The following is a 12040-nucleotide window of genomic DNA, read 5'->3' as shown; positions in this document are numbered from 1 at the left end:
CTGTTCCGGAATAATTCCGGAACAGCTTTTCATTAAACAATTATTCTTAGTGACCCTTCATCTGTTCTTGAGCCTGTCGCACTAAGCGCTTTGTAATTTCTCCGCCGACGGATCCGTTGGCACGCGCTGATGCATCTGGTCCCATTTGTACGCCAAATTCTGTTGCGATCTCATTTTTCATTTGATCCAATGCTTGTCGTACGCCTGGAACTAATAGCTGATTCGAGTTGTTGCTGCTGTTGTTGTTCGCCATGATTGCCACCTCCTTGTATAATTAGAATGTGCTAGATGCAGAAATTCATGCAAAATTATAGGTGGTAAAGTTTGTAAATCACTTTGAATTGATTAAGCAACTGTACTTTTGATAACACTGTATAAGCGAAAGCTGTTTTAGATAATACCTAAACCAGCCTCACAGTTAAAGAGTTATTTTTGGTACCCGCTCATTTGTTGTTGCGCTTGACGCACTAGTCGTTTTGTAATTTCTCCACCGACCGAACCATTAGCACGTGATGATGCATCTGGTCCCATTTGTACACCAAATTCTGCTGCAATTTCATTTTTCATTTGATCCAGTGCTTGTCTTACGCCTGGAACTACTAACTGATTTGAATTACCACTGTTGTTGTTTGGCATGTTTGTCACCTCCTGTGCACATAGAATGTGCCGTTTATAAAACTTTATGCATTTATTTGTTATGGTAATGTCCACCAATTACATAAAATAGTTTAAACATCTGCATTTTTGCTTACACTATATTAGCGAAAAGTTGTTCCGAAACATCTTTTCATTGAATAAATCTTTATTTATTGCCATTCATTTGTTGTTGCGCCTGACGCACTAATCGCTTAGTAATTTCTCCGCCGACGGATCCGTTGGCACGCGATGATGCGTCTGGCCCCATTTGTACGCCAAATTCTGCTGCAATTTCATTTTTCATTTGATCAAGTGCTTGTCTTACGCCTGGAACTACTAGCTGATTCGAGTTGCCGCTGTTGTTGTTCGCCATGTTTATCACCTCCTTGTGCAGTTAGAATGCACAAGTTAATAAAATTCATGCGCGAATAATAAGTGGTAAATAACGCCAAATAATTAAGATTAGTTTAAGCAACCATTCTTTTGCTTACACTATATAAGCCAAAAAGCTGCATCAGACAATGTCCGATGCAGCTTTTATATTGGTTGAAATAAAGAATTTCATTGAATTCGCTCAGGCGCTAGACGATGCCTTCCACAGTTTATACAGATACTTATTTGTTCGATATATAGTACTTCAATTTGATTGAGTTCCCATTATCCCTAATCCACTTAAATTGATGCCTTTAACTTTGGTACTAACTTCTATGTGCGTATAGAATGCATCGCAAACGGAATTTCATACAGTGGATGTAAACAGTAATTTATTCTAACATTAAAGAAGGTCTTCGAAGTCGTCCTTTTGTTGAAGTGGTAGTTCAACGATTAGTCGTTTTTCAATCGCTTCTTCAATCATTGGCTCGAAATCAGTAAAGCTTTCATAATAAGCTACTTTTTCAAGCTTTGGTTTTGTTTTCGGGTTTGAAGGCGAGAAGATTGTGCAGCAATCTTCATAGGGTCTAATTGAAATGTCGTATGTGCCAATCTTTTGGGCAATATCTATAATATCCAGTTTGTCCGTTGCAATGAGCGGGCGCAAAATAGGGGAAGAGGTCACAGCGTTAATAGCCGTTAAGCTTTCGAGCGTTTGACTAGCAACTTGTCCAAGGCTTTCCCCTGTTACAATTGCGAGCGCACCTTCTTCTTCACGCACTTTATCAGCAATTTGAAGCATTAATCTCCGCGTTGTCGTCATTGAAACATTATCAGGTACTTGACTGACAATCGCTTGTTGGATTTCAGTGAATGGTATTATATGAAGCCTAACTGCTGCTCCGAATGAACTTAACTTCTCTGCAAGGTCCATCACTTTCTTTTTAGCCAAATCACTTGTGAATGGCGGACTGGCAAAGTGAATTGCATCAATCGACACACCGCGCTTCATCATAAGATAGCCTGCAACTGGGCTATCGATACCACCTGAAAGCATTAGAATTGAATGTCCATTTGAACCTACCGGCATACCGCCTGCACCTTCATATACTTTAGCTGTTAAGAAAGCTCCTTCTATTCTAATATCAATGAGTAGCACGATATCAGGTTTTTTCATTTGCACAATGAGGTCTGGGAAGCTACGTAACACATGTGACCCAATTTCTAGCTGCAACTCGTTTGTCACAAGCGGAAACCTTTTGTCTGTACGTCTCACTTCAACTTTAAACGTTTTTCCAGCTGTTTCGTTTGCCCCAATGATTTCTAAGGCTTTTTCTTTAATCGCTTCAAGCGTCGCTTCACATTTTGCAACTGGACTGAAAGATTGAATGCCGAAAATATGTGGCAAACGAGCTATCGCTTCTTCCATATCGCTTTTGTCTTCCGCAAAAAGAAACATGCGATCACGTTCAGGTTTAATGATTACCGTTTTCAAATCACTCAAAGCATCTTTAATATTGTTTCTTAATTTCTTGACGAATACATTCCTGTTTCGTCCCTTTAATGATATCTCTCCATAGCGTATCAATAGTTCGTTCCATTCCATTACTTATTTCCCCTTCCAAGCAGTTCCATGAACCGTGCAAATACTTGCTCGAATTCCACTACATGCTGTTCTATATTATTTTTTCCAAAGCTGATACGGATTACTCCGTTTTTAAATTTCCCATTAACACCTATAGCTTCTATTACATGCCCCGCAGTGCCACTTTTCGATGAACAAGCGCTAGATGTAGAAATTGTAATACCGTTTTCTTGAAAGAAATTAACTGCAACTTCCCCTTTTACTTTATAAAAAGCGACAGCTAAAATATGCGGTGCTGCCTTATCAGGGGCAAGTACACGAACGTTCTCAAATTGCCCGATAAAGCCTATAAGCCGATTTCTCCATTGACTGAAATCCTTCTGCTCGATGTCTATCGCACTCATCCGTATCGCCCTTGCCATCGTCACTGCATTCGCTACGGATACGGTACCGTTGCGAATACCACTTTCCTGGCCGCCGCCATAACTAATTGCTTCTGGTGCCATTCCTTTTCTTAATGCTAGTATGCCCGAACCTTTCAAGCCATTAATTTTATGGGCTGAAATCGTTATTGCGTCCGGACCATCTCCAGTTAACGAAACGGGTAGTTTTCCGAAACTTTGAACAGCATCCGAATGAAATAGTGCTCTTGTATTTTCTTTAATGAGGCGTGCACATTCAGCAATTGGCTGTATTGTACCGATTTCATTATTGACATGCATAATACTGACAAGTATTGTATCTTTCCGAAGTTTACTTTTCAACTCTTCAACAGAGATCATTCCTTGCTCATCAACTGACAAATAATCCACTTCAAACCCTTGCGTCTCTAAATATTCCATTGAACGAAGAACAGATGGATGTTCAATTTTTGTTGTGATGAGATGGTTGCCTCTAGCACGCAAAGCACGTGCAAAACCGATTACCGCTAAATTATTGGCTTCCGTACCACCCGATGTGAATAAAAGCTCTCCATCATGTGCACCAAGAATCGATAGGATCTGTTCTCTCGATCGTTCAAGAAGCGCCTCGGCTTCCTTTCCAGCAAGATGTATTGAAGCGGGATTCGCAAAAAAGCGCTTGTTCACTTCTATGAAAGATGTAAGCACACCCTCATCAGGAGCTGTTGTAGCGCTATTATCAAAATAAATCATGTGAATCTTCCTTTCATTTTACATTAAATACGCATTTCAGCATTGATCCCACCACTTATAGAAGTGGGTACTACTTTAGCTAACGCTTCGCTTTCAGTACAAAAAAATTACTGAATCAAGTTCAATGCGTGACAAAGCCACCTGCATTATATGCCGGTGGCTATTTGTAGTCTACTTTTTAACTCAGACATGTTCTTTCACAAGTTCTTCAATTCGTTTCATAGCACCCGGTTCCATTTCTTCAACCGCTGTCGCTGCTTCTTCCAATGCTTTTGCATAACGGAATTGTCTGAATGACTCTTCAGCATCTAACAAGCGGGCGTGAACTTCCGGATTGGATGCACGGTATCTGTTTCCATATTGGATGATCCACTCAATCAGTAATACATTCTCAAGCATCTCTTCAACTTTTATAGATACATCATTTATAGCTTTCCCTGCGTTCTCCAAATAAGAATCGACAAGACTCATATTAAGCGGTACTTCCTGTAAACTTTGTGTCACAATATAAATTTGTTCATCTGCTTCTTCAAGACGTGCTTCCATATCATCTGGTATACCTGGGATATTCCCCTTATGTAGCATACGTTCTGAATTTTGTAATTTACGCGACAGTTCATCCAGTTTAGTTCGAACATTATTTTCATCAATCCGCAAGTTTTTCATACGATTTGTGAAACTTTCCTGTTCAACAGCAATTTGCTCTAGTTCTTCAAAAATGGATTGCAACTCTTCCTGTAATCCCGAATAAGCAGATAATTGTTCCTCAAGCCTATAAATAAGCACACCAAATCGTTTGTCGAGAGAACCTAACTTTTTGAGAGCCAGCTGTGGAATTTGTGCTTCTTTTTCATCCATTCGATAACTTTGCTGAACAAAAGCCGCCTCGTCTGAAGTTTCTCTTGTCAATATCGTTATTGCGTGAAGCCTCTCAGCAATTTGATTGTAGTACTCATCTACATAATGCTTTGCATTCACTTCATTTTCAAGCGCATCGTAAAATGAATCAATGCGATCATTTATTTCACTTGTACACTGTTGAACAGATTCAATTTGAAGATCAGCCATTTTTAACAATAGTTCTTCAAGTTCAATCTCAATTGTTCTAAGTTGTTTTGTCAGTTCTAGGTGTTGCAAATAATAGGACTGTTCTTCCATCTCTCTCGTTCCATTTCGCAGTTCACGAATCGATGCTGGAATTTTGCTTTGTATTTCAGAAAGCAACGATGGGATCTCGTGGATTAACGTAAAAACATGATCTCCCTTTGCTGATAATGCCATGACAATTTCCCGTGCCAACAAATAATTGCCATTCGCTGTCAACTCGTCATATTCTGCGAATTTCGGGTTAAATGATTCCAGTTCCTTTTCAAGTGGATTCGCTGTCATCCCAAACGAATGTTGATGAGCGAGTACCGCTTTGCGAGCGGCACGATGCTGCTCTTTTAATTTTTCCATCTCAATGCGATTTTTTTCTTCACTGCCAACGAGTTCGTTTAGCTCTTGCAAAATATTATTCATTTTTTTATCGCAAAATCGAACTTTCTCTTGAATTTCTTTCTCTAATCCTGTTGCTTTTCTAAAACGGAAACGATCTACTACATCCTCTACATCAAATAATAATGTATCGATTTTTGGCATATGTACGTCCATCAATTCTGTCCATTCGCTACGCCACCGTTCGAATTTCTCTTCGGTTTCGCCTGTCATGTTCAGTTGTTTCACTTTTGTCATCTCTTCTAAGATAGGTTTGTGTTGAATTTGTAGTTTCTCCTGCTCCAACCGACCAATTTCCTGGATATGTTTACGCCTGAATAAGAAGGCGATTGTCGTTAATATAATAACTACTAGTATGGCAATGATGATGATTTTCATCGTGGTCCCCCTGTCCAAGTCACTGTACCATGATATTATCCTATATAGTACCACGTTTAAACCCTTTTGGTTGCGAATATGAATGATTTATAGGGAAAAACCTGTTTTCCACCCTAATAATCGACAAAATTTGTTTATAAACGTCTTAATATGTATACTTATTTAAACAAAATATACTTAACAAGGGGTGTTCTATTTGTTTCAAGAAATTGACTATGCCACTGATTTAAAAGTGAAATATGAACAACTTTCAAGTCAATTGGACGCATTGTTGACGGGTGAGAGAAATATGTACGCAAACTTGAGCAACGCTTCTGCTTTACTCAATCAATTTTTCGACCGCATCAATTGGGTCGGTTTTTACTTAATGGATGACGGAGAACTGGTGCTTGGTCCTTTCCAAGGTCTTCCAGCGTGCATTCGTATTCCCCTTGGAAGAGGCGTCTGCGGAACAGCTGCTGAAACAAAAAAATCCATTATCGTATCGGACGTCAATGCTTTCCCAGGACATATTGCATGCGATGCAGCTTCCCAGTCTGAAGTTGTCATTCCTATTTTAAAAGATGGTGTCTTACTAGGTGTCCTTGACATCGACAGCCCCGAGCTGAATCGCTTCACAAAAGAAGATCAGGCTGGACTGGAACATCTTGTCGAGGTACTAGTCAAACATCTTTGAACAACAAGCTGCCCTGGCCACCAGACAATCGGTGCCAAGGCAGTTTTTTCATTGCTCAACAATCATGAAATCCTGCTCTGTTGTTAATTATAGCAGAGAGGTTCCTGTCCTATTTGGTCATAGATAAAAAAGTATAAGTTTTTTCGCTTAAAATAGTATCTAGTTTCCCGGCGCCTTGCGATTTTCTTATTGTCTAGACTCCAGCCGCCAGCCGCTCAGGTCATAAGCAATCCAGCTATGTGGCAAAGAGCGCCACGTCGTGCCTGCTGGAAGCAGGTATGCAGTCGTTGCGACAGGACGTCGCGATCTTAGACTGCCTTCCCTGAATCGACTTATGCCTGTCGCGGGCCTACAGGATGTAGGTCATGCAGCTGTTGCCACAGGAAGTGGCGCAATTAAACTGCAATCCTTTAGGCGCCTTGCGCTTTTCTTAGTTTAAGCCCGCTCAGTAATCGCTGTCTCCATGATTGCGAATGCCGCCTTGAAGTCAGCTATGAGATCCTCGGCATGTTCAAGACCGACTGAAAGCCTTAGTAAAGAATCAGTGATACCCATCTGTAGTCGCTCCGCCTCAGGAATAACAGAATGTGTCATCGTCGCAGGATGCTGGATAAGCGTTTCTGCGTCTCCTAGGCTGACTGCAATCTTAATGAGAGAAAGGCTATCCATGAATAGCTGAGCACCTTCTTTACCACCTTTAACTGTAAATGAAATCAGGCCGCCTCCTGCTCTCATTTGACGTTTCGCTATTTCATATTGTGGATTGTCTTTATCGAACGGATAATAGATTTCTTCAACAAGCTTCTGACCTTTTAAATAAGCTATCACTTTTTCCGCATTCGAAGTATGGCGCTCCATGCGAACCGATAGCGTTTTCAATCCGCGGATTAAAAGCCAAGCATCGAATGGCGATATGATGCCTCCGAAATCTTTCTGCACAGACATACGAATTGACTCCATCTCTTCTTTGTCAGCTCCGACAAGAAGCCCAGCTATGACATCTCCGTGACCGTTAATATACTTTGTTGCGCTATGCAAAACGAAGTCCGCACCGATATCGAGCGGATTCTGCAAATAGGGCGACGAAAAAGTATTGTCAACTACAACTCGAAGTCCATGACGTTTAGCTACATTCACGACCGCGTGAATATCGACAAGTTCCATTGTTGGATTGATAGGCGTTTCAATATATATACAGACCGTTTCCGGTTTAATAGCCCGTTCAATCTCCTCTTCTGTCTTCATCTGAATAAGGTCATGCGTGATATTGTATTTCTCATTCAGCATACCAAGAAGTCCAAATGTGCAGCCATAAATTCCACGTGAACACAGAATATGATCACCCGATTTCGTCAAGTGGACGAGAATCGTACTGACTGCTGCCATCCCCGAACCAAACGCAAGTGCACCTTTTCCGTTCTCAAGAGCTGTCATACGCTCTTCTAACACGCGGACAGTCGGATTACCAAGCCTGGAGTAAATGTTCCCTCCCTCTACACCTGAAAAGCGATTCTCCCCTTGCAATGCTGTTTCAAACGAGAAGGTCGATGTTTGGTAAAGTGGTACCGCTAAACTCCCCTGATGTTCCCTATCATCATATCCCTCATGAATGACAATCGTATCTTTGTGAAGGTTTTTTTTGTCCATTTCCATTGCCCTCCTTATGTTTAAAGAATATTCTAACTCTACATCTATTAGTTTACTCTTTAATCACAGTTAGGAAAAGGTATAACTGGTTTCTTCATGGATTACCACTTGGTTTTTACCGTTATTTTTCGCTATATACAGTGCTTTGTCAGTATGCTGAAACAGTTCTTTATAAGTCGACTGTCGTTTAGTCGTCCAGTTATGCATCCCTATCGATACCGTAATTGAGGGTTCAGTGGCAGCAGGAATAAGTTTAACTAGTCGTTCCGCAAATAATGCCCCTTCTTGAAATTCTGTCAACGGCAAAAAGATAGCGATTTCCTCTCCACCCCATCTTCCCGCAACCCCTCTACCGGATACCTCTGCAAGTATGATGGTAGCGATCTGCTTCAGCACATCATCACCAGTAACATGACCATATGTGTCGTTTATCTTCTTGAAGTCATCGACATCTACGAGAACAAACACACCCATTTCATCATCAACAATCGACTTTTCAATAATCTTATCTACGTAACTCCTTGTATAAAGTTTGGTTAAGTGATCTTTATCAACAAGTTCCTGTAACTGGTCGCGTAATACCGAGTTCGCAAGCGCAAGCGAAGAGTGGCCAATAAGTGATTGCATGAGTTTGAAGCTGTCGAATGAAAAGAAGTATTGATCCATATGCAGTAGTACAACGAAACCCGTAAGTACCTCTTGATTCACAATCGGAATCGCTATGATTGACTCGTAACCAATAGATTCGTTCATGGTGCCGCTAAAATTCGCATCAAATAAAGCTTCTTTGCCACTCCTCAAGTATTTCGATGAGAATTCAATATAATTCTTGCCTGATTCCGTACGAAAAAAATCTGAACTTAATTGAGAGAGGTCATAACCATCTTGTTCATTGTTAAAAACAAATGCAATTTCTGCTGGCCGAAACGCTTTCAGCAATTGCTGTTTCAAAAATGCTGTCATTTCTCCAAAATGCATATTGCTATTCAATTTTTTCGACGTTTCATTGACAAGTTGTAAATCTTCGATAACACGGTGGGATTGATCATGTAGAATCGCTTTTTCCAGTGCACTTCCTGCTGTGTTTACTACCATACTGATAAACTTTTTCTGTGTCGATGAAAAAACGAGGTCAATTGGTGCTTTAATTTGCAACACACCATAGATACCTTGTCTTCCTCTAATTGGTGCATTAATCAGCCTGCATGACAATTCAGGCATTACTTCCTTTGTCGTTTCACCCGATACAAACGCATTCATCGCAGACGGTCTTTCGTTCATGTAATCAATTAACTTATAGTTATGCGTCACCCCTTTTTGATCATGTGATAAAAGAAGTCCCACTTCAGATGACGGGAAATTTTTAGATATCGCAGAGACTACGCCATCTAAAATCACATTACTTTGCATTGTTGAATTGAATAATTCGGTGACTCCGAACAAACGCTTGGAGCTTTTTTCCTCTTTTATAAGAAAAACCATTTTCTTTACTATCTCAATGAGGTCGCTTACCGCCTTTTCAAGTTCATGTAAAAATGGCGATGTAGCAAATGCGTTCCATTTATTAGTAGATTTCAGAACCAGCAATCCGAGTGGTTCAGATTTCAAATTCCGGAACAGAAGAAAGTCATCGGCATAGCTAAAACCTGTCTCTCTAACTCGCGAGATTAAAGAATCATGGCTAAACGCTTTTCCGGTTTTAAGTGCATCAAATACCAAGGCTTGTTCTCTCTTAGAAACGGACTTATGACCTTTAAGTGCCACAAAACTATTATTCGCATATATGAAAAAATCCGCTTGTGCAATATTAAAATGGTGATTTAGTTTTGGTTTCAACGCCTTAAACCATTGTTCATACGATTGCAAAGCAGTATCTTTGGTCCATAAATCCATCAAATCGCTTTTAATTTTCAACATCGTCAATTGATGATCCGTCACATAATCACCCCAATCCTAATCTGTATATAGAATTCAAATAAGTCTTACTATCATTGTAATACATTGGTACTATAGTTACCATTACTTTACATAGACCATTTGACTTATTTTAGTTTACAAGTATGACGCTTGACTCTTACTTCTATAGTTGTTATGATGGAACTTGTGTAAAATAGTTGCAGCAGTTGTGTGTTTCAGATTGTCCAGTCTATTCCTTTTACAAGGTGCATCGAGTAACTTCCTGGCTGCGGAGGCGAGGGTGCAAGATGATAGAATGGCATTTGGATTGAACACATCTGGTTCTTATTTTACAACAAAATAAAACCAACAATAGAGGAGGAGTCTTTCATGGCTCGTTATACAGGTCCATCATGGAAACTTTCCCGTCGTCTTGGGATTTCACTTACAGGCACAGGAAAAGAAATCGAAAAACGCCCTTACGGTCCAGGACAACACGGTCCTAACCAACGCATAAAACTTTCTGAGTACGGAAAGCAATTACAAGAAAAACAAAAACTTCGTTTTATGTTTGGCGTAAACGAACGTCAATTCAAAACGATGTTCATCAAAGCAGGTAAAATGCCTGGTAAACACGGTGTTAACTTCATGATTCTTCTTGAGACTCGTCTTGATAACATTGTATACCGCATGGGTCTTGCACGCACACGTCGTGCATCACGCCAACTTGTAAACCACGGCCATATCATGGTTGATGGTAAACGCGTTGATATCCCTTCTTTCAGCGTTAAACCTGGTCAAGAAATTTCTTTCCGTGAGAAATCTCAAAACCTTGATACTGTAAATGAATCGCTTGAAGTGAACAGCTATGTTCCTGAATACGTAACATTCAACAAAGACACTAAAGTCGGTCAATTCGTCCGCATGCCTGAGCGCAGCGAACTTGCAGCAGAAATTAACGAATCACTTATCGTTGAATTCTACTCTCGTTAATAGCATCTTTGGAAAAGAGCCCTTCACAGGGCTCTTTTTTTTCGTGATATACTGTACATACTACGACTTATGAGGTGATTATATGAAACTTGTATCGATTTGCCCGAGTAATACGGAACTACTTGCCTACCTTGGCCTCATTGATCAACTCGTTGCAGTTGATGATTTTTCTGATTGGCCTAGCGGAATCAATTCTTTACCCAAATTAGGGCCTGACTTGTCGATTGATATGGACAAATTGGAATTGTATGAACCTGACTTAGTGCTTGCATCGCTCAGTGTTCCCGGAATGGAAAAAAACATCGCAGAACTCGAGAAGCGAATGATTCCACACTTAGTATTAGATCCACAAAGCCTGGATGATATCGCAGAAGATCTGTTAACTGTCGGAAAAGCATGTGGAATTGAAGAACACGCACTTCAAATTAAAGAAGAGTATTTATTATTTATTCAAGACATGAAAAAACGTGCCGAAACTGTCGAAGTTACCCCTTCTTTATACTGGGAGTGGTGGCCAAAGCCTGTATTTACACCTGGAAAAATTAATTGGCTGACTGAAATAAGCACTATTTCCGGAGCTTTGAATGAATTTCGCGACGTTGAATTTGCCAGTGTTCAGACTGACTGGGAGGATGTACTAAATAGAGCACCTGATTACATCCTTCTAGCTTGGGTCGGAGTACGAATCAATAAAGTGAAAAAAGAAGTTGTTCTGAAACGGCCCGGTTGGAAAGAGTTGGACGCCGTGAAAAGTGACCGCCTTTCAGTAATGGAAGAAGAACTGTATTGTCGCCCTTCCCCGCGGCTCCTTGAAGGCGCTTTGAAATTAGCCAAAATGATTCACCCGGAAATTTATGCGGATTTACAACTACCGCAGTGGGTTAGAAACGCGTAAAATAAAAAGGCTGTTTTCCCCTTCCTAATAGGGAAAACAGCCTTTCGCATTATAAGCAATGTTATTTCTAGACACTTTCAGTTGTTGCCGCGACAGTTGCATGACTTGCCATGACAGTTCTCGTCGTTGTCCTCACAGTTTCACGAATTGCCATGACAGTACCTGCCATTGTCCTCACAGTTTCATAACTCCCCATGACAGTTCCGGCCGTTGCCATCACAGTTCGAAAATTCAGCTCTAAATTCTCTTCTTCAGTCAATTTCATAAGGAATCATTTCTGATTTTTCGTGCAGACTCGGAAATAGATTTGT

At 40.5% G+C, this 12040-nt stretch carries 12 protein-coding genes; 3 read left to right on the top strand and 9 right to left on the bottom strand.

Annotated elements, in window-relative coordinates:
- Positions 1–46: 46 nt before the first annotated feature.
- The 6 genes from H7992_RS08690 to ezrA form a co-directional block, all read right to left on the bottom strand.
- A complete protein-coding gene (locus tag H7992_RS08690; RefSeq protein ID WP_067207567.1) occupies positions 47–253 on the bottom strand; it encodes an alpha/beta-type small acid-soluble spore protein in 207 nt (68 codons plus the stop codon).
- Positions 254–426: 173 nt separating this feature from the next.
- Positions 427–636 (bottom strand): alpha/beta-type small acid-soluble spore protein, encoded by a 210-nt coding sequence (locus tag H7992_RS08685; RefSeq protein ID WP_067207564.1) that lies wholly within the window; start codon positions 634–636, stop codon positions 427–429.
- Positions 637–802: 166 nt separating this feature from the next.
- Complete coding sequence (locus H7992_RS08680; RefSeq protein ID WP_067207561.1) at positions 803–1009, bottom strand: alpha/beta-type small acid-soluble spore protein; 207 nt, start codon at positions 1007–1009, stop codon at positions 803–805.
- 402 nt (positions 1010–1411) lie between these two features.
- Positions 1412–2614, bottom strand: a complete 1203-nt coding sequence (gene thiI, locus H7992_RS08675) for a tRNA uracil 4-sulfurtransferase ThiI (RefSeq protein WP_067207559.1) — start codon at positions 2612–2614, stop codon at positions 1412–1414.
- Positions 2614–3747: a cysteine desulfurase family protein gene (locus tag H7992_RS08670; RefSeq protein ID WP_187047297.1), complete on the bottom strand. Its 1134-nt coding sequence runs from the start codon at positions 3745–3747 to the stop codon at positions 2614–2616. The genes thiI and H7992_RS08670 overlap by 1 nt, the downstream gene beginning before the upstream one ends.
- A 183-nt stretch (positions 3748–3930) precedes the next feature.
- A complete protein-coding gene (gene ezrA / locus H7992_RS08665; RefSeq protein ID WP_067207555.1) occupies positions 3931–5622 on the bottom strand; it encodes a septation ring formation regulator EzrA in 1692 nt (563 codons plus the stop codon).
- 196 nt (positions 5623–5818) lie between these two features.
- Between ezrA and H7992_RS08660 the strand changes: the two genes are divergently transcribed.
- Positions 5819–6298 (top strand): GAF domain-containing protein, encoded by a 480-nt coding sequence (locus tag H7992_RS08660; RefSeq protein ID WP_067207552.1) that lies wholly within the window; start codon positions 5819–5821, stop codon positions 6296–6298.
- A 435-nt stretch (positions 6299–6733) separates the two neighbouring features.
- Here the strand turns inward: H7992_RS08660 and megL are convergent, their stop codons facing one another.
- A complete protein-coding gene (gene megL, locus H7992_RS08655; protein WP_187047296.1) occupies positions 6734–7945 on the bottom strand; it encodes a methionine gamma-lyase in 1212 nt (403 codons plus the stop codon).
- A gap of 69 nt (positions 7946–8014) precedes the next feature.
- Positions 8015–9883: a sensor domain-containing diguanylate cyclase gene (locus H7992_RS08650; RefSeq protein ID WP_187047295.1), complete on the bottom strand. Its 1869-nt coding sequence runs from the start codon at positions 9881–9883 to the stop codon at positions 8015–8017.
- A 348-nt stretch (positions 9884–10231) separates the two neighbouring features.
- Here H7992_RS08650 and rpsD point away from each other — a divergent pair, with 348 nt between their 5' ends.
- Positions 10232–10834 carry a 30S ribosomal protein S4 gene (rpsD, locus tag H7992_RS08645; protein WP_067207545.1) on the top strand — a complete coding sequence of 201 codons (603 nt, stop codon included), beginning with the start codon at positions 10232–10234 and terminating at the stop codon, positions 10832–10834.
- Between the two features lie 82 nt (positions 10835–10916).
- Positions 10917–11729: a cobalamin-binding protein gene (locus H7992_RS08640; RefSeq protein ID WP_067207543.1), complete on the top strand. Its 813-nt coding sequence runs from the start codon at positions 10917–10919 to the stop codon at positions 11727–11729.
- A gap of 67 nt (positions 11730–11796) precedes the next feature.
- Here the strand turns inward: H7992_RS08640 and H7992_RS08635 are convergent, their stop codons facing one another.
- Positions 11797–11994: a hypothetical protein gene (locus tag H7992_RS08635; RefSeq protein WP_187047294.1), complete on the bottom strand. Its 198-nt coding sequence runs from the start codon at positions 11992–11994 to the stop codon at positions 11797–11799.
- Positions 11995–12040 lie beyond the last annotated feature (46 nt).

This window comes from Sporosarcina sp. resist, from assembly GCF_014302295.1.
In the GTDB taxonomy this organism is placed as follows: Bacteria; Bacillota; Bacilli; order Bacillales_A; family Planococcaceae; genus Sporosarcina; species Sporosarcina psychrophila.
The sequence above is the reverse complement of the archived record's forward strand: the minus strand, read 5'-3'. Positions and strand labels throughout refer to the sequence as shown.